Source organism: Brevibacillus sp. SIMBA_040, from assembly GCF_046535075.1.
GTDB lineage: Bacteria > Bacillota > Bacilli > Brevibacillales > Brevibacillaceae > Brevibacillus.
In genome coordinates this window covers 324,467-342,839 of sequence record NZ_JAWRXI010000002.1, presented here as the reverse complement: position 1 = coordinate 342,839, position 18,373 = coordinate 324,467, and the positions used below count along the sequence as shown (strand labels likewise).

At 46.7% G+C, this 18,373-nt stretch carries 21 protein-coding genes and 2 pseudogenes; 22 read left to right on the top strand and 1 reads right to left on the bottom strand.

Going from position 1 to position 18,373, the window contains the following annotated elements:
• Positions 1-32: 32 nt before the first annotated feature.
• From SB752_RS04600 to SB752_RS04540, 13 genes and pseudogenes are all read left to right on the top strand, one after another.
• A complete protein-coding gene (locus SB752_RS04600; RefSeq protein ID WP_410714545.1) occupies positions 33-1,160 on the top strand; it encodes an amidohydrolase family protein in 1,128 nt (375 codons plus the stop codon).
• A gap of 147 nt (positions 1,161-1,307) precedes the next feature.
• Positions 1,308-1,898 carry an RNA polymerase sigma factor gene (locus SB752_RS04595; protein WP_103105232.1) on the top strand — a complete coding sequence of 197 codons (591 nt, stop codon included), beginning with the start codon at positions 1,308-1,310 and terminating at the stop codon, positions 1,896-1,898.
• The gene (locus SB752_RS04590; protein WP_410714544.1) at positions 1,895-2,539 is read left to right on the top strand and encodes a zf-HC2 domain-containing protein; all 645 of its coding nucleotides are present in this window, start codon (positions 1,895-1,897) and stop codon (positions 2,537-2,539) included. Before SB752_RS04595 ends, SB752_RS04590 begins: the two co-directional genes overlap by 4 nt.
• Positions 2,540-2,642: 103 nt before the next feature.
• Positions 2,643-3,587 carry a tetratricopeptide repeat protein gene (locus SB752_RS04585; protein ID WP_410714543.1) on the top strand — a complete coding sequence of 315 codons (945 nt, stop codon included), beginning with the start codon at positions 2,643-2,645 and terminating at the stop codon, positions 3,585-3,587.
• Between the two features lie 132 nt (positions 3,588-3,719).
• On the top strand, positions 3,720-4,838 hold the full coding sequence (locus tag SB752_RS04580; RefSeq protein ID WP_410714542.1) for a hypothetical protein: 1,119 nt from the start codon (positions 3,720-3,722) through the stop codon (positions 4,836-4,838).
• Between the two features lie 9 nt (positions 4,839-4,847).
• Complete coding sequence (locus tag SB752_RS04575) at positions 4,848-5,063, top strand: IDEAL domain-containing protein (RefSeq protein ID WP_410714541.1); 216 nt, start codon at positions 4,848-4,850, stop codon at positions 5,061-5,063.
• Between the two features lie 88 nt (positions 5,064-5,151).
• A complete protein-coding gene (locus tag SB752_RS04570; protein WP_410714540.1) occupies positions 5,152-5,577 on the top strand; it encodes a DUF2487 family protein in 426 nt (141 codons plus the stop codon).
• 222 nt (positions 5,578-5,799) lie between these two features.
• Positions 5,800-6,318, top strand: a complete 519-nt coding sequence (locus SB752_RS04565; RefSeq protein WP_410714539.1) for a Rieske (2Fe-2S) protein — start codon at positions 5,800-5,802, stop codon at positions 6,316-6,318.
• Position 6,319: 1 nt separating this feature from the next.
• Entirely contained in the window at positions 6,320-6,991 is a 672-nt protein-coding gene (gene qcrB, locus SB752_RS04560) for a menaquinol-cytochrome c reductase cytochrome b subunit (protein ID WP_049740092.1), read from the top strand.
• Positions 6,992-7,020: 29 nt separating this feature from the next.
• Positions 7,021-7,488 (top strand): annotated as a pseudogene (locus tag SB752_RS04555) (menaquinol-cytochrome c reductase cytochrome b/c subunit); the annotation flags it as partial.
• Positions 7,477-7,812: pseudogene (locus tag SB752_RS04550) on the top strand (c-type cytochrome); the annotation flags it as partial. The pseudogenes SB752_RS04555 and SB752_RS04550, both read left to right, overlap by 12 nt.
• Positions 7,813-7,885: 73 nt before the next feature.
• On the top strand, positions 7,886-8,485 hold the full coding sequence (locus SB752_RS04545) for a DUF1405 domain-containing protein (protein ID WP_103105224.1): 600 nt from the start codon (positions 7,886-7,888) through the stop codon (positions 8,483-8,485).
• A gap of 48 nt (positions 8,486-8,533) precedes the next feature.
• Positions 8,534-9,349, top strand: coding sequence for a sporulation protein YpjB (locus tag SB752_RS04540; RefSeq protein WP_410714538.1), 816 nt, complete (start codon positions 8,534-8,536; stop codon positions 9,347-9,349).
• Positions 9,350-9,513: 164 nt separating this feature from the next.
• On the opposite strand, the gene SB752_RS04535 is transcribed toward SB752_RS04540, so the two are convergent.
• Positions 9,514-10,371 carry a YitT family protein gene (locus SB752_RS04535; protein ID WP_410714735.1) on the bottom strand — a complete coding sequence of 286 codons (858 nt, stop codon included), beginning with the start codon at positions 10,369-10,371 and terminating at the stop codon, positions 9,514-9,516.
• 299 nt (positions 10,372-10,670) lie between these two features.
• Between SB752_RS04535 and SB752_RS04530 the strand changes: the two genes are divergently transcribed.
• The 9 genes from SB752_RS04530 (at position 10,671) to panC (ending at position 18,346) form a co-directional block, all read left to right on the top strand.
• On the top strand, positions 10,671-11,015 hold the full coding sequence (locus tag SB752_RS04530; RefSeq protein WP_410714537.1) for a nucleotide pyrophosphohydrolase: 345 nt from the start codon (positions 10,671-10,673) through the stop codon (positions 11,013-11,015).
• The gene (dapB, locus tag SB752_RS04525; RefSeq protein ID WP_410714536.1) at positions 11,012-11,764 is read left to right on the top strand and encodes a 4-hydroxy-tetrahydrodipicolinate reductase; all 753 of its coding nucleotides are present in this window, start codon (positions 11,012-11,014) and stop codon (positions 11,762-11,764) included. The genes SB752_RS04530 and dapB overlap by 4 nt, the downstream gene beginning before the upstream one ends.
• A gap of 48 nt (positions 11,765-11,812) precedes the next feature.
• A complete protein-coding gene (locus SB752_RS04520) occupies positions 11,813-12,223 on the top strand; it encodes a methylglyoxal synthase (protein ID WP_410714535.1) in 411 nt (136 codons plus the stop codon).
• Positions 12,220-12,915 (top strand): bacillithiol biosynthesis deacetylase BshB1, encoded by a 696-nt coding sequence (gene bshB1, locus SB752_RS04515; protein ID WP_410714534.1) that lies wholly within the window; start codon positions 12,220-12,222, stop codon positions 12,913-12,915. Before SB752_RS04520 ends, bshB1 begins: the two co-directional genes overlap by 4 nt.
• A gap of 19 nt (positions 12,916-12,934) precedes the next feature.
• A complete protein-coding gene (gene bshA / locus SB752_RS04510) occupies positions 12,935-14,050 on the top strand; it encodes an N-acetyl-alpha-D-glucosaminyl L-malate synthase BshA (RefSeq protein ID WP_410714533.1) in 1,116 nt (371 codons plus the stop codon).
• 117 nt (positions 14,051-14,167) lie between these two features.
• Positions 14,168-15,391 carry a CCA tRNA nucleotidyltransferase gene (locus tag SB752_RS04505; protein ID WP_410714532.1) on the top strand — a complete coding sequence of 408 codons (1,224 nt, stop codon included), beginning with the start codon at positions 14,168-14,170 and terminating at the stop codon, positions 15,389-15,391.
• Positions 15,381-16,364 (top strand): biotin--[acetyl-CoA-carboxylase] ligase, encoded by a 984-nt coding sequence (locus SB752_RS04500; protein WP_410714531.1) that lies wholly within the window; start codon positions 15,381-15,383, stop codon positions 16,362-16,364. The genes SB752_RS04505 and SB752_RS04500 overlap by 11 nt, the downstream gene beginning before the upstream one ends.
• 258 nt (positions 16,365-16,622) lie before the next feature.
• On the top strand, positions 16,623-17,486 hold the full coding sequence (gene panB / locus SB752_RS04495) for a 3-methyl-2-oxobutanoate hydroxymethyltransferase (protein ID WP_410714530.1): 864 nt from the start codon (positions 16,623-16,625) through the stop codon (positions 17,484-17,486).
• Positions 17,483-18,346, top strand: coding sequence for a pantoate--beta-alanine ligase (gene panC / locus SB752_RS04490; RefSeq protein ID WP_410714529.1), 864 nt, complete (start codon positions 17,483-17,485; stop codon positions 18,344-18,346). The genes panB and panC overlap by 4 nt, the downstream gene beginning before the upstream one ends.
• The last annotated feature ends 27 nt before the right edge of the window (positions 18,347-18,373 follow it).

The following is an 18,373-nucleotide window of genomic DNA, read 5'->3' as shown; positions in this document are numbered from 1 at the left end:
CTCGATAGGGCTGATCGAGAGGAGGACGAGCTGTGTCACAACAAGGGATGGTTATTCGTGGTGGATCAATCGTTACGTCACAAGGGATCAGGCAAGCAGATATATGGGTATCTCAAGGCAAAATCATTCGGATAGCCAAAGACACCTTGTACAAAACATGGGAATCGCAAACGGCGTCCTTTTCAGAAGTGGATGCAACAGGAATGTATCTCTTGCCTGGACTCATTACGCTCTCAGATCAGTCATTATATAAAATACGTGAGATGCAACCATACATAGAAGCGATCCGCTCACTTATCCGAATGGGCTGTACAAGCCTCGTGGATGTTTTTTATCCGGATCGCTGGATGAGTACGTCACAAATGAATTATCAGCAAACCCAGCATTACAATAGCCTGATAGATTACAGCTGGCATGTAGGGATGAATGCTTCTGAGCTGCGCGATCAGGAGGCATGTAAGTGGAGCAGGAGAGGATATTCAGGTATTCATATCACGATTCGAAGCCCAGAAGAAATTTCCAGCCTAAATTGGGAAACGATTTCTGCCCTTCATACGTCTTATAAGACGATATTTCATTTACACATACCGCAAGAGACTTCTGTGAAAAAAGATCGCAGGGATCAGATCCTTCAGCAGTGGATATCCATGACACGGTATTGGAAGATTCGTACGGTACTTCCCGATCCCACGTTACTCTTTGACACAAAGCAGTACGATCCGTTTTACCACGTTTTTTGGTTGAATAAGGACTGGACTGATCAGGCACTGCGTCACATGTATCGTCATTGGTATGAAATGTGGCCAGTCGCAGCGTCCTTGCACGATGTCCAGTGCGATTATCGTAGGAGATGGAGTACACCCGAAGAATTGCTCTGTTTATTAATTCGACTCACTTCGACGAACGTAGCCAAAGTTTTAGGATTGTATCCGCGAAAAGGATGCTTGACAATCGGAGCAGATGCGGATATTGTTTTCCTAAAAAAGGAAAACTGGTTGACAAAGCAGGATCTTTCCACTATTCTCAATTTTAGCGAAATATTTTTTCCAACTTCTGTTATGTCGAACGGTAAGTGGATATATCGAAATGGCGAGTTCTTCTCTACGATTGGGATGGGCAGGTGCATTCGAGACGTAAAGCCCTACACATATGTTATTTAACCCCAGGTTTGGGGGTTTTTTCGTGAAGGATTCATGGAAAATATCGAGAAAAAGAATGTTACATTAGCGCAACTTTTTACATCCCTAGCAGTCTAATGTTACAAAGGCTGCTGAGGGATCGGAATCGCTAAGGAGGTAATCCTGGTTATGACCGATTCCCAGCTTATCCGAGAGATTAAAGAAGGTAATCTGGAATGCTATGCTGAACTGATTCGTCGATACGAAAAAAAGATCCTCTCCTTTGTTACACATTTATTGCGTCAGGCACATTTAGAGCACATCGCTGAGGATATCTGTCAGGAGACGTTTTACAAGGCGTACAAAAGCATTCATTCTTTCCGAGATGTAGAGGCCACCTTTTCTACCTGGCTCTATACGATTGCTCGTAACTCCGTGCTTAGTGAATTGCGGAAAAGCCGCAATTCTGACGTCTATTTGGACGACACCCTTCAGGTTCCTATGGCATCCCCGAAAACCTTGCCCGAGCAGGTTTTATTACGCAATGAACGGGAGAGCATGGTGAGACTGGCGATTAACAGCTTGCCAGAAAAACAGCGCTCAGCCTTGATCCTGAGAGAGTACGAGCAGATGGATTACACCGAGATAGCGACCATTTTGGATTTGACGGTTAGCTCAGTGAAATCCTTGCTGTTTCGAGCGAGACAAAGTATCAGAGGACAGTTGGAAACCTACATCCTGGACCCTCATTTGGATGAAGCTGAAGGGATGAATCGATGATGAAATGTGAAGAAGTTCAGGAAATTCTGCCTGAATACGCCGATAAACTTTTGCCAGAGATGACTCAACGCCGTGTTGACCATCACATGGCATCATGTTACGCCTGTCGTGCCGATTACGAGATGTGGTCGGATAGCGGGGAGTGGATGGAGACACACAAGGAAGAATATCATTCCGTGACTCCTTCTCGTTCTATTGTAGACGCTGTAATGGCCCGGATTCTATCAGAAGAGAAGTGGGCTATTCCGATTGGACGTAAAATTTTCAGCGTAACAGCCAGAATGAGACGCATTGGTGCAAGTGTCGCCGTTCTTTTGTTGATGTTGTTTACGTTTACTTTATATGTAAATACGAGTACAACAGAGCAAGCGAACTCACTGGTTATCAATGGAGAAGTAATGGCGATGAATACACCAAAAGCACAGGTGATTTCCTCGTCCATGCAATCAGATGATGGTACATATGTAGTAGAAGCTACGCCTCTCCAGGAGGAACAACTTGCTAATGCTACGGCATCCATCATTCCGTTAGATGGCAAACCCAGTACGCCTGAGTTGCCGAAGCCAAATTACAACATTGTGCTCAGTGTTTTCGGTATTTTAATTACTGTTCTTACGATGAGCTGGCTAACGAGAGCATAATGGTATATGATGGGGAGTAAAGAAAAAGACCGTCTGCGGACGGTCTTTTGTGGCTCTTCTGTAAGGGAGTCATCAAAGCAACTATACATATGAGGTGAACAAAATGCCGAAGAAGTGGCTCTATGTCATAGATGAAGCAATCAAGCGAATTGAAAACGATGAGGTGGAATTAGGTCTGACTGCCTTGCAAAAAGTACAGGAGCACGGGAAAGATTTGCCCGATGTCATGATGTATTTGGCGGAAGTTTGGTATCGTCTGGGGCATTTGGACGATGCCGTTCGTTTACTGAATGACGTCATGGAAAAAAATCCGGACATGGAGCCGGCGCTGCGCCGCGAATGTCAGTTGCTGCTGGCAGAGATTGCTCTGGATTCCAGTGATTTTGAGACGGCACAGCATTTGTTGTATGAGTGCAAGGAATCTGGTTTTGAAGGCATTCAGCTTGATCTGCTGTTGGCTGATTTGTATGCATTGCAGGACTTGGATGAAGTGGCTGTCAAATATTTGGAGCAAGCTCGTCAAAAAGAACCTGATAATCAAGATATTATGGCAGCACTCGGTAACCTGTACTTCCGCATCGGAGAAGATGAGCAAGCGGTGCAGCTACTGGAGCTGGCAGGAGCGGAAAGCCTTGATTTGCTGTTGACCAAAGGACGCTCCTTGGCCCAGAATGGCCAATTCGAGCAAGCGTACCAAGTGTTTCGGCAAGCACTCATTTTGGATCAATCACCAGAAGTCTTGTTTGGCAGCGCAATGATGGCATTCCATGTGGGGCGACTGGAAGAAGCAGTAGAACTGGTGAAAAATTTGCAAGCGATCGAAGAAGAATACGTGGCTGCTTATCCGCTTGCAGCAGATATTTATTTGTCGCTCGGGAAAACAGAAGAAGCGATTGATTCCTTGAAGCAGTACGTCTCGTTATCCGGTTTTGATCTCGATCAGATCCGCAGGCTGATTGCTCTCTTGACACAGTCGGGACGCTATGATGAAGCCAAGGAATACCAACAATTGCACGATAGCTGGGATGAGCAAAGCGACGAAGAGTAATCGCTTGCCTGAACTATTTCCGAATAAAATCAGACAAACAGGAAGTCACTTCTCGTGGCTTCCTGTTTATTTTTCCGCTTTTTGGCAAGAATGAGGGATACAAGAAAGCCATCGTAAAGAAGGGATGCGCAGATGAACTTGGCTGAGATCTTGGTGTATACCGATATCCGGCAGCTCCATCAGATTGCCAACCATTATGGATGCGAATGCAACCCTCATTCAAAAAATGATCTAATCACGTCACTGCTGTCCAGCTTGAGACACCGGTTGACAATCACAAAAGAAGTTGAACAGCTAACAAACGAAGAAACGCATTTTATGCTGCTTTTGTTCCTGGACAAGCGTACGATCATGTCTTTGGAGGATTTACTCGCAAAAGCCGGAGTGGCACTGGAGAACCAGAAGGAAAAGAAACAAGAAGAAGCAAGAAGGTACATAGCACAAGCGATGAGACGCGGCTGGTTCTTTCCTGTGAAAAGCAAGACGGTGGGTCAGTATCAGGTTCCCCTCGATATTCGTGAGCCGTATTTACACGCATGGCTAGAAAAATGGAGAGAGCAAAATGCGCTGGTGATGGACGGACCAGAAGCTTATCGCGACGAAGGTACAGCGCTATGTGACGACATCATGCAGTTTCTGCGTTTCCTCTCCCAAGAACCCATTCCTTTGACAGCCGAGGGAGGAATGTATAAACGCTATCAACAGCAGCTTTTTCAATTTCTCCATGTCAAGGAAGAGCCTCTTTTGCCCCAGAAATGGCGATTCGGATATGGACTGCATTTTGATCTATACCCTGACCGATTTTCGCTGCTGTATGATTTCTGCTATTTTCATAAGTGGATTGAGGAGAGAGAGGGAAGAGTTGCCCTTTCTGACAAGGGGGCTGAGCGCCTAGAGCTTCAATACAGTGATCAGCTCTACCATGATTTCATCCGATTCTGGATGAGGCTGTATAAACGGGCAATCCCCAACCTGCCGATGCTGGTCCAGCTTATTCCAATGATCGCTTCAGGTGGATGGGTGAGTCAGCAAGCTTTGTTGGATGCTTTGCTACCATGGATCAAGGTGTTTTATTACGATTCGCCCACAGATATATTAATCAATCGCGTATGCAAGATGATGGTGCATCTAGGACTGCTGAGAGTAGGCCAAGACGATCAGAAGCAGTGGTTGTACACAGCCACCTACGCCAGCCAGACTTGGCTTCACAAATATAATGGTTTTACCGAAACGACTATTTTATTGAAGTGAGGGATGGGTATGGAGTGGCCAAATTTCTATTCCAACGCGTACGGAACGAACAATCAAATGGTGTCAGGTCTATTGTCCGAGATGGTCATCGATGAACAGATGAGGCAATATCGAAAAAGAGTGCTGTATCAAGAGATAGATGATGCTTTGGCTGGGAAAAACAAGGAATTGTTCTTGAAGCTCACAGATGAATTGAAAGTGATTATGGCTTACGAAAAAGTGTAGGTAGCATAAAAGTAGGCTGTATTGCTTGTTTCCTCAGATTCATGGTACGCTAGTTTCCAGAATCTACAGGTGAAGAGGAGACGACCCTATGCAGTGGAATATGAACGAATTCGAAAACTGGGAGGAGTTGCGGACCTTTGTGGATACCGCACTGCTCCCTCTTTATTTGTACCGCTCTGGCTTCTCCGTCGAAGAGCATGTCCTGCGAATGAACTATTTATTGAATGTAGCTGCGGCGATTGAACAACGATTAAAAGGGAGAGTATTGCTTTTTCCCATAAGCTATCAGTTTGCAGAAGAACAGTTGGCACAGACGACTCCCGAATCGTTTGGCTACCATGTATTGTTGCACTTTAGAGGGGATCGTATCCGTCTTGCGGACGGGAAGGATGTGGGTGTTATCATGCTGCCGGTAGGGGATGAGGATCTCGATTCTTCTCTTCGTTTTGAGGTGACCGTCGATGTTTTATATAAGGAAGTCATCCGACTTTGGCAACAAAAACGGGATCAATAGAGAAAGCGTTTTCTGGTAATACTATAAAAAATCAGCAGGTACAAGTTGCTATTTTTGACAAAATGGCAACAATCACATCTCTATAAGGGATTGGACTAAGACATGTCTACTGGACATTCTTGACAACTAATTAGGCGTTAGCTATGATTGGGATTGACCTAGTGTATGTGTGTGAAAACGCCATCGTTGCGCTATTTTTCAGGATAAGGAGGGAAAAAAGAGATGGGAGACAAACGCGAAATTTCCAGACGTACTTTTTTAAACTACGCACTGATGGGAACTGGCGGGTTCCTAGCTGCGGGAATGATCACTCCAATGATTCGATTCGCGGTTGACCCACTTCTGCAGGGACATGCAGGTGGGGATGCAGTAGCTGTTGGCAGTCCGGACGAGTTTAGTGCCGAGCCAAAGCGCGTTGAATTCAAGGTCCATACCAAGGACGGTTGGTATGAATCCGAATCCACTTTGTCTGCATGGGTTACCAAAAATGATAAGGGTGAGATTCTCGCTCTGTCCCCGATCTGTAAGCATTTAGGGTGTACAGTTGACTGGAATACCAGTCCAGAACATCCAAATGAATATTTCTGTCCGTGTCACTTGGGCCGTTACTCAGTTAACGGTGAACACATCTTGGGAACGCCACCAACTGCATCCCTTGATGAGTACGAGACAGAAGTAAAAGACGGAAAACTGTATTTGGGTAAAGTAAAAGCAAATCCTCGTCCGGGGGTGAACGGCTAAAATGTTGCAAAAAATGTATGATTGGGTCGATGAGCGCTTGAACATCACTCCGATGTGGCGTGACTTGGCCGACCACGAAGTACCTGAGCACGTGAACCCGGCACATCATTTTTCTGCTTTCGTTTACTGCTTTGGTGGACTAACGTTCTTTATTACCGTTATTCAAATCCTGTCTGGGATGTTCCTGACGATGTACTACGTTCCAGACATCATCAATGCTTATGAATCCGTAAAATACCTACAAAACGAAGTAGCCTTCGGGGTAATCGTTCGCGGTATGCATCACTGGGGCGCGAGCTTGGTCATCGTTATGATGTTCCTACATACGTTACGTGTTTTCTTTACAGGTGCATACAAGAAGCCTCGTGAGTTGAACTGGGTAGTCGGTATGTTGATTTTCTTCGTCATGCTGGGTCTTGGTTTCACAGGATACCTGCTGCCGTGGGATAACACCGCATACTTTGCGACCAAGGTAGGTCTGGAGATCGCAAACTCCGTACCGCTCATCGGTCCATATGTAAAAATGCTGCTTACTGGTGGAGATATCGTAGGGGCGCAAACCCTGTCTCGTTTCTTCGCGATTCACGTGTTCTTCCTTCCAGGTGCACTTCTTGGTCTGTTAGGGGCTCACTTTGTGATGATCCGTTCGCAAGGTATCTCGGGTCCACTATAATCGGTCTTCGATAAAAAGGAGGAAATAGCATGGCAAAACTAGATAAAGATGCTACCTTCGTCGGAGATTCCCGAGTATCGGCGAAGCGTATCCCTAACATTTCTCCATCCTACTCCGACTTCCCAGGGAAAAACGAGCCATTCTGGCCGAACTTCCTGTTGAAAGAGTGGATGGTGGCAGCTGTTTGCTTGGTCGGGTTCCTCATTTTGACGGTATCTCATCCGTCACCATTGACTGACAAAGCAAACCCGAACGATACATCCTTCGTTCCGTTGCCTGACTGGTACTTCCTGTTCCTGTACCAAATGCTGAAATATCCTTGGGCTGCTGGTGATTGGGTAGTCCTCGGTACGATTATTATCCCTGGTATTGCTTTCGGTGGTTTGATGCTGGTTCCTTGGTTGGATACAAGCAAAGAACGTCGTCCAAGCAAACGTCCTGTAGCAACTGGTTTGATGCTGACTGCTCTTGTAGGCGTTTTCTATCTGACTTGGGCAGCAGACCATGAGCATTCCGCGAACCATGCGGCAAACAAAGGTGGCGGAGCAGCAGGTGGCGGAGGCTCCAGTGCGGCAGCTCCTGCACCAGCTGATACCAGCTTTACAGCAGATGCCCTGTGGAAAGCACAGACAAGCTGCATGGGATGCCATGGAAAGAACATGGAGGGCGGCATGGGACCTAACCTCCAAAAAATTGGCGCACAATTAGACGCGACTCAGATTGCTGATGTCATCAAGAATGGTAAAGGTGCAATGCCACCCGGTATGATCAAAGATGATGCAGAAATTGCAAAGCTGGCTGAATACATGGCGAGCTTGAAATAAGCTAGTGAAGAAAAAGCTGACGAATGGTCAGCTTTTTCTTTAGCGGCGTACACAGCGGGAGACGATAATCATGATCTGGATATGGGAGTGGTTTAGGCATTCATTGGGGAAAAGATGGTTTCTTTGGACACTGCTTGTTGTAAACCTGTTAGGAACCATATACGGATTCATCTGGTATGGTGACCAATTGGCTTCAACACCGGTGTTCTTGCGTCCTTTCGTCCCGGACAGCCCGACAGGTAGCGGACTTTTTACGTTGGTACTCCTTACCTATTTGTTGGGTCGCCACATTCCTGTACTGGAAGCCCTGGCTGGCATCACCAATTTTAAGTACGGTGTCTGGGCAGTCTGCATTATTTTGGCTGGCTGGATGATGGGTAATGAAGTGCGCTCTACGGACGTAATGTTGATTATCTCTCATACAGGAATGGCTGTAGAATCCGTCCTGTATGCACGCTTTTACAAGCTGAGTATTTTGCCGGTAGGCATCGCCGCTCTATGGACGCTCAACAATGACTTTTTAGATTATGTCATGAAAATCCACCCGTGGCTGCCGAGTGTGCTTGATCCTTACGACGGGTTTGTAGGTCTGTTTACGGTACTATTAAGCTTGATTTCCATATCAGTCATCTGGTTAGTGAATATGAAGTATACGACAAACAAGGTCTAATCTTGTCCTCCTTTCCATACGCTGTAAAAGGGAAGGAGGTTTTTTGCGTTGAAGAAAAACATCCGATTTTTGCTGTTTTTCCTAATCATTGGTCTATTTTTATCGTGGCCGATTCACAACCTTTATTCCAAGCTGGATCAACCAATAGAGGAGAAACAACTGGCTGCGCTGGATCAAATTGCACATGATTTATTATCTTATGCGAAGAAGGGTGATTTGGAGGGCGCACAGCAAAGGATCATGGAGCTTGCGGATCGATTCCCGAATCAGCATCTGCCAGTACCGATTCGAATTGAAAGTTTAAATGCAGTCACGCAGTCCATTTTAGCCGCCAAAAAAAGCTTTGCTTCGACAAACGTGAGCGAACAGCAGCTGCTCTGGCATGCAACGCAGGTCCGTGTAGCCATTGATGCGCTTACGCATATGAACCAGCCGATGTGGCGTAGTTACTATCCTTCCCTCGCGAACCAAGTGCAAAATTTGCAGCAATCGGCAGTTGAAAGGGATTTTTTCCAATTCCGCGAGCAATTTGATGAAAACTATCGTCTTTTTTTAGCGATCAAGCCAGCGATGAGCATTCAGTTGCCGGAAGAACAGATGTCCTCTCTGGCGAATGCCTATGATGTGATCTACAAAGAGATGAGAAATACAAAAATGGACTGGCAAGTCGTACGAGAAGCCTTGCGCGATTTGAACGGCTCCATGCAGTTGGCTTTTGTGGGGGCAGAGGAGAGTACGTTTGCACGGTTAATGATGCGTCCTGATTCACCGATGGTTATACTGCTTTCTGTTGCCATCGCGTTGTTGATTGCACTGTCATATGCTGCTTGGAAAAAGTACGATGGAGAGATAAGATCTGCGTAAAAAAATGTGGGTATGAAAAAACCTTGCCGCTTATATTGGGCAAGGTTTTGTTGTACTATCGGAAAGTATAAAATTCTAAGGAAGATAGTATAAGCGCAACTAAGGCCCTGCCTGCGCCAAAAGGCTTGACAAAGCCAAGTTTTCTAATATCCGTAATGCCAGTCTTATTCATGTATCGGCTTTTTATTTTCGTCCAGCGTGAAGCCTTCTCCCAATACTTCGTGGACATCGTTCACGATGACAAAGGCGTGTGGGTCAATTTCCTGAACGATATTTTTAAAGCGCATCACCTCATTGCGGCTCACGACGACATAAATGACTTTTTTCTCTTCACCAGAATAGGCCCCTTTTCCTGCGAGAAGGGTAACTCCGCGGCCTAAATCGAGAATCTGTGCGGAAATGCTTTCTGCATGATTAGAAATGATCGTCAAAGCTTTTCCTGCATAAGCACCATCCTGCAAGAAGTCGATAACACGTGCGGCAATAAAGACAACAACGAGTGTGTACATCGCACTTTCCAAATTGAGATAAACCAGGGATGCGCCGATCACGAGAATATCACCTAAAAACAGTGTACGCCCCATACTCACACCCATGTACTTTTGTAGCAGGCGGGCGATGATGTCGACGCCTCCTGTAGTGCCTCCGTAACGGAATATAATTCCTAAACCAACACCAACAGCGACACCGGCATACAAAGAGGCGAGCAGGCGATCCTGCATTGGAAGGGGAAGTACACCATCGAAGACGGAGAGGAATACCGAAAGCGAAACGGTCCCTAGAATGGTGTAGAAAAATGCAGTTCGTCCAAGAATTTTCCAACCTAGAAAAAATAAAGGTATGTTCAGTGCGAAAAAGACTACACCTTGATCCACAGCAGGAAACAACAGTTTTATCAAAATACTGATTCCTGTAATTCCACCTTCCGCCAAATGGTTGGGGATGTTAAACGCATTAATGCCAAATCCCATAATGGCAGAACCGATAATGATGGCGATGATGCTTTTCATACGATGATTCATAATGTCCTCCTGTTCGCCGATCGAAGCCAAATCGGACCCGACCGACATGAGATGCAGGTAAATCAAATAGCACAAAACGGTCATGACCGTTTTGTTTGACCGCAAGCGGTCACATCCACTTTTATGAAAAACGTCGAGACGTTTTTCACAGAAAAAAGGCCCAACGAATGCCATTATATAGGAACAAATCTTGAGTTGTCCATATGTTGGAAGGCTCAGTACTTCAGATTTGGCAAACGAAGCCTTTTCGGGTACGATAAGTGAAAGAGAGAAGTAAGTGAAGGAAAAGGAGTGACCCGATGGAACGGCAAAAGACCATCCAGGAAATGCAGCAGGAAGTAGATCAGTACATATCACAATTCAAAGAAGGCTATTTTTCACCGCTTGCTATGCTCGCCAGAATGACAGAAGAAGTAGGGGAGCTGGCCAGAGAGATTAACCATTTTTACGGTGAAAAACCTAAGAAAAAGAACGAGGGCGAAAAGACAGTCGAGGAGGAGCTGGGAGATGTGCTCTTCATCGTAATTTGCTTTGCAAATTCTCTCGGAATTGATTTGCAAGAAGCCTTTGATCGTATTATGCACAAATTTAATACACGCGATAAAGATCGTTGGACGAGAATAGAGGAGAACGAATCACAATGAGCAAACAAATTCGTGTAGCGGTTGCTGGTGCAAATGGTCGAATGGGCCAGGAAGTCGTAAAGATGCTAGGGACAGATGCTGAGCTTGTTTTTACGGCAAATTTGGATACCCGTGTAGATGATGCAGCAGTTATCGCCCAACTAGAGGAAATGAAGCCGGATGTACTCGTTGATTTTACAACACCACACAGCGTATATCGTCATATGGAGCTATGCTTAGCGCATGGCGTTCGACCTGTTATAGGAACGACCGGATTGACACCAGAGCAATTGCAAGAGCTGACTGATCGCTATAAAGAAGCGGGTTTGGGCGGGATTATTGCCCCGAATTTTGCGATCGGTGCCATCCTCTGCATGAAATTCTCGGCGATGGCTGCAAAATACATGCCGCATGTTGAAATTATCGAGCTGCATCATGATCGCAAGCTGGATGCACCAAGTGGAACTGCGTTGAAGACTGCTGAGATGATTGCTGCTGTTCGAAAAGAAATGAAGCAGGGTCACCCTGAAGAAGTGGAAACGATCCCTGGTGCACGTGGTGCGGATTATGAAGGCTTCCGTATTCACAGTGTTCGTTTGCCAGGTATGGTCGCTCACCAGGAAGTGCTTTTTGGTGCCACTGGTCAAACATTGTCGATCAAACATGATTCCATTAACCGTGAATCCTTTATGCCAGGGGTAAATATGGCAATCAAAGCTGTGATGAATATGAACGGACTGATCTATGGTCTGGAGCATTTGATTGATTAAACGTTTGTTTAAATGCGTTCTCTAGTGAAAAACAGGGGAGAGGTTTGCGTGAAAATTGCTTTGATAGCCCACGATCGAATGAAGGAAGAGATTGTCCAACTGGCAATGGCCTACGAAAACATCTTGGCACAGCACGACTTGTTTGCAACAGGTACAACCGGATCACGAATCATGGCAGCTACTTCACTTCAGCTCACCCGTTTTCTGTCTGGTCCTCTTGGAGGGGACCAACAGATCGGAGCGATGATTGCACGCAATGAAATGGATTTAATTATTTTCCTGCGTGATCCGCTTACTTCCCAACCGCACGAACCGGATATTATTGCGCTGATCCGTCTATGTGATGTCCACAAAATTCCGGTTGCAACAAATTTAGGCTCGGCCGAAATTATGCTGAAGGCTTTGTCGCGTGGAGAACTGGACTGGCGTGAAGTGGTACATAAGGAGAATGAAGCATGAGTTCACTCGATATTCTGGCGATCGGAGCCCATCCTGATGATGTGGAGATCGGGGCTGCGGGGACCTTGTTATTAGGAGCGAAAAAAGGGCAAAAGGTAGCGATATTGGATCTGACCTATGCCGAGCTGTCTTCAAACGGGGACGTTCAGCGGCGGCAGCAGGAGGCAGCAGCTGCAGACAAACTGATAGGCGTTACCGAACGCTTTAATTTTGGACTGCCAGATCGGGGACTGGAGCAGGTGCGAGAGCAGGCGATTAGCCGTACTGTTGACCTCATTCGTCAAACACGTCCACGCATTGTTTTGGCTCCTTATTTTTCTGATCGTCATCCTGATCATGAGAGTGTCAGCCGGATTGTTCGCGAAGCTGTTTTTAATGCCGGCATCCGGAAATATCAGTCTGAGTCTTCAGCAGAAGCGTACCGACCTTCGCAATTACTTTACTATTTTATTAATTCTACGGTAACTCCACAAATCGTCGTAGATGTTACCGCTATTTACCCGGAAAAAATGGAGGTGCTTCGCTGTTACCGCAGCCAGTTTGAACTGGAAGAGGGCAGCGTGCAGACACCGCTTACCAACGGCTATTTAGAGATGGTGGAATATCGTGAACGCTTATTTGGTCAGCAGGCGGGTGTAGCCCTAGCAGAAGGCTTTGTGAGTGCCGCACCATATGTATTGACCAGCCTGTAAGAAGGAGTGACACCCAGACATGAACATCGGTATTACTTGTTATCCCTCATTAGGTGGCTCCGGCGTTGTGGCAACTGAACTGGGTAAATTATTGGCAGAACGGGGCCATCAGGTGCATTTTATTACTGGAGGCATGCCGTTTCGCTTGGGTGCCTTCCACCCAAATATTTTTTACCATGAAGTTGAAGTGAACAACTACGATGTGTTTAAATATCCGCCCTATGATCTGACCTTGGCAAACCGGATGGCACAAGTTGTCAAAAACGAAAAACTGGATTTATTGCATGTACATTATGCAGTACCACATGCGTTATGCGCTTTTTTGGCAAAGCAGATGGTAGGTGACCATCTTAAAATCGTTACAACACTCCATGGCACGGACATCACGGTACTGGGATATGATTCGAATTTAAGCGATATGATCCGATTTGGGATCGAGCGAAGCGACATGGTTACAGCTGTCTCCAATGATTTGATCGAGCAAACAAACGAGCTCCTGCATGTGGAAAAAGAGATTGTCCCTATCTACAATTTCGTGGACAAACGTCGCTATTATCCAAAAGAGGTCAGTAAGCTGAAGAAAAAGTTTGCTCCAAACGGTGAGAAGATTCTCATGCATATCTCCAACTTCCGTCCTGTGAAAAGAGTACCGGATGTCATTGATATTTTTTCAAAGGTGCAGGAGGAAGTACCAGCCAGACTGATTCTGATCGGAGAAGGCCCGGAAATGGGAGCGGTCAGAAAGATGATTGCCGAGCGTGGATTAACGGATGATGTTTGTTTTCTTGGCAAACAGGAGGACGTGGCCGAAGTTCTCTCCTTGGCGGATCTCATGCTACTGCCGTCAGAGAAAGAAAGCTTCGGCCTCGTCGCCTTGGAAGCAATGGCGTGTGGAGTGCCTGTCGTGGCAACAGTGGCTGGCGGGTTGCCAGAGGTAGTGCTGGACGGTGTGTGCGGATACCTGAGACCGATCGGTGATGTAGAAGGCATGGCCTCGGCTGCTATCCAATTGCTGAAAAATAACGAGCTTTATCAAACGTTTTCCAAGAACAGTATCGAGCGTTCTTGCACAACGTTTTGTCATGAACGAATTGCTTCCCAGTACGAAGCACTTTATAAGCAGATGCTAGGTTAATGCCCCTTTACGATTTGTAGGGCTTTGGATATAAAGATGAACAATCCGTATAAAAATCTCAAGCGAATCGCCTCCTGATTTTTCAGTTGCGGACGGTGTGGGAAGGAGGGAGCAGGATTGGTTGTCGAATTGGCAAATCGTGTGTTGGAAACCTTGGAAAAGAACGGATTTGAAGCATTTTTCGTTGGTGGATGTGTCCGCGACTGGCTCTTACACAGACCCGTGCACGATATAGATATATGTACGAATGCCCATCCTGGCGACGTCATGCGTCTATTTCCTGACCATGTTCCGACCGGGCTCAAGCATGGCACGGTTTCTGTGAAAATGGAGAAGCAGTTATTTGAGGTAACGACTTATCGGACAGAGGGAAAGTACGAGGATTATCGCAGACCTGTGGACGTTCAGTTTGTCTCGGAATTGCGCCTTGACCTGGAGCGGCGCGATTTTACGATAAATGCGATGGCGATGGACCGAAATCGAATCTTGCAGGACCCTTTTGATGGAAGTGCAGATTTGTCGTCCAGACTTATTCGCGCGGTTGGCAATGCGTCTGAGCGGTTTCAAGAGGATGCTTTGCGCCTTTTACGCGGTGTTCGCTTTGCCGCACAGCTAGGTTTTTCGATTGAAGCCGAGACGCTTTTGGCGATGAAGGAAACAGCCCCCCTGTTATCTCATATTGCAGTTGAGCGAGTACGAGAAGAGCTGAACAAAATCATAAACAGCACAGGGGTCGAGCTCGGCTGTCAGCTGCTTTTCGATACCAGACTGCTTGCTTTCTCACCGCGTTTGGAGGGGCTGGTTAGCCTAGCGCGTGAGCAGGCATGGAGACTCAGTCAGCTGTTAACCACCGCGCAAAAATGGTCATTGCTGATGTATGCGGCAGAGTATACCCATGCAGAAGCCAAAGACGTGTGCACTTATTTGCGCATGTCCAATCGGGAAACAGAGATGATCGTCGGTTTTGTGAGATTGCTCGGTCAACTCTCCGTAGAATGGGATCGTCCTGGGCACGTAGACTGGGGCCAGTTGCTTTTGGCAGAAGGCTGGGAAGTGTGTCAAGAGCTAGAAGTATTGCTACAGGCATGCTGGTCAAAGCATAGAGCTGTTCACTCTGCACAGTCGCTCGCGATGGTTTATGAGCAAATGCCTGTGAAAAAAGTGAAAGATCTGGCTGTATCAGGCTTGGACTTGCAAATCGCTTTGCAAAAGAAGCCTGGCGAGTGGATTATGCGATTACTGAGCGTCCTCCTAGTCCAAGCAGCTTTACATGGATTGCCCAATACACCGGAAGCCTTGATCGAGTTTGCAAAGAAAGAGGTTGCAGATAATGAACATTAAACAGGTGATACTGCAAGCGTTTCGCGATCATCCGGGAGCTTTTATTTCCGGAGAGGAATTGAGTCAGACATGTGGCTGCTCGCGAACTGCCGTGTGGAAACATATCGAAGAGCTGCGCAAGGATGGATATGAGGTAGAAGCAGTCCGCAAGTCGGGATATCGACTGATCGTGGCTCCAGATCGACTGTCCGCGGCGGAAATTATGGCGGGACTCCAAACAAGGCGAATAGGACAAAACGTCTTTGCTCACGATGAGGTCATCTCGACGCAGCCACTCGCTCACGAGGCAGCTGCCAAAGGTGCTCCTGAAGGAACACTTGTCCTGGCTGAACAGCAAACAGGGGGAAAAGGGAGACTGGGACGACCGTGGCACTCTCCCAAGGGAACGGGGATATGGATGAGCCTGATTGTGCGCCCTGCAATTCCGCTTCCCAAAACGCCTCAAATGACTCTTTTAACAGCTGTAACAATGGCCAGAACCATTCGCGAAGTGACAGGGGTTCCTGTAAAAATTAAATGGCCGAATGACATCTTTTGCGGAGATAAAAAGCTATGCGGAATTTTGACAGAATTAAACGCAGAAGCAGATCGGGTAAACTACCTCATCATCGGTATTGGACTAAATGCAAATAGCGTGGATTCTGATTTCCCAACAGAACTATTGCCAATCGCCACTTCACTACGCATCGAATCGGGCGAGGAAGTGAAACGAGCTGACTTTATCCAGCAGTTTTGCCGCAATTTTGAAGAGGAATACGACCACTTTTTGCAGCATGGCTTCCAGCGGGTAAAGAAAGAGTGGGAAAAGAACTCATATTCGATCGGACGATGGGTAACTGTCCAAACCATCTCGCAATCATTTGAGGGACGAGCAGTCGGCTTAGATGATGAAGGCGTGCTCATGGTCGAGGATCGATCAGGAAATATTCACAAAGTGTACTCGGCTGACGTCAATTATCGTGCAAATGAATGAATCTTTTGCTATACTCCAGTTGGAGACCGTATCACGTTCCTGAACGGTACTCTTGGAGTATTTTTTTCAGTTCTGGTGTATAGCTAATTCAATAGGTGTATGGACAAAAATCTGCTCAGAGCCTATGTGGACCGAGACAGAAGGATTCCTAAAGACACAAGATGTCTCTTTGGCATGGACAACCTTCTCCCGATTCGGCGAGAAGGTTTTATTTTTCCATACGATCCACAGGCTAGGTGCGTACGGGGAGAAATGAAAATGGCAAACGCAATGAAACAGGTAACAACCGCAGACATCCGCAAGAAAAAAGAGACTGGCACGCCGATCACAATGATGACTGCTTATGATTATCCTTCGGCAAAGCTTGTAGACGAAGCGGGAGTGGACATGATTCTGGTCGGAGATTCGCTTGGCATGGTTGTGCTTGGGTATGACTCGACACTTCCGGTCACCATGGAAGACATGGTCCATCATACAAAAGCGGTGACGAGAGGGGCAAAACGGGCATTTGTCGTAGCAGACCTGCCTTTTTTGAGCTATCATGGCACGCTCGCCGAGGCTGTCAAAAATGCGGGACGATTGATGCAGGAAGGATTGGCCAAGGCTGTGAAAATGGAAGGTGGCAGTGAACTCGCACCGATCATCACGCGCTGTGTTCAGGCTGGAATACCTGTTGTCGCTCATATTGGACTCACACCGCAAGCAGTTCATCAGCTTGGCGGATACAAGGTACAGGGAAGAAGCATAGAAGCAGCGCAAAAAATGCTTGAGGAAGCACTGATGCTTCAAGAAGCAGGTGCATTTGCGATCGTGCTGGAATGTGTACCAGAAGAGGTAACAGCGATGATCGCTTCCAAACTGGAGATTGCTGTCATTGGTATCGGCGCTGGTGCGCAATGTGATGGACAAGTCCTCGTGTTCCATGATTTGGTCGGGTATGCTTCTCAGCTGGCACCCAAATTCGTCAAGCGTTATGCCGAGGTTGGAGAAACGATACGTGACGCCGTTGCTTCGTACGTCAAAGAAGTAGAAGCGAGGAGATTCCCAGCTGCCGAGCATGTATTTCACGCATCGGAGGACACGATTAAACAGCTTTACGGGGAAGGTGTTGGTCAAAAATGATTAAAACGATGGAACAAATATCAACCATTGCCGAAATGCGCATTCATATAAATGAAGCAAAACGTCAAGGAAAACGAATTGGGATCGTACCTACCATGGGATTTTTGCACGAGGGCCACATCAGTTTGGTCAAGGCAGCCAGAGAGATGTGCGACTTGGTCGTGATGAGTATTTTCGTGAATCCGTTGCAGTTTGGTCCGAATGAGGATTTTGAGCGGTATCCAAGAAATATCGAGCGGGACTCTGAGATGGCAAGCGCAGCTGGAGTGGATTTATTGTTTACTCCAGTTGTGAGCGAGATGTATCCACGCCCGATATTGACCAATGTTTCCGTTGCCAATGTCACGGCACCATTGTGCGGGGCTTCCCGTCCCGGTCATTTTGATGGTGTAGCGACCGTTGTCACCAAATTATTTCAGATCGTCCAGCCTGATTATGCTTTCTTCGGACAAAAAGACGCCCAACAGGTAGCGGTTATTACCCAGATGGTAGCGGATTTGTCTATGCCGATCCAGATTGTGCCTTGTCCGATTATTCGCGAGGCGGACGGTCTTGCTATGAGCTCCCGCAATGTATACTTGTCACCGGATGAGAGAGCACAAGCGCTTGTGCTATCGGCGAGCTTGAAGCAAGCAAATGAGTGGCTGGATGAAGGCGTCGCATTGGGCGAGATTAAAGAACGTGTCGTACAAAAAATAAATGAAATGTCGCTAGCAAAAATTGACTACGTAGAAGTCTTGGGCTTCCCTGATTTGGCGCCAATCAAAAAAGAAGCAGCAGGACAAGGCATTATTATTGCACTGGCTGTATATTTTGGGAAAACACGCCTGATCGATAATCTGATTACGCAAATCCGGTAAGAAGTGAAGTCAACCACGATAACCAAG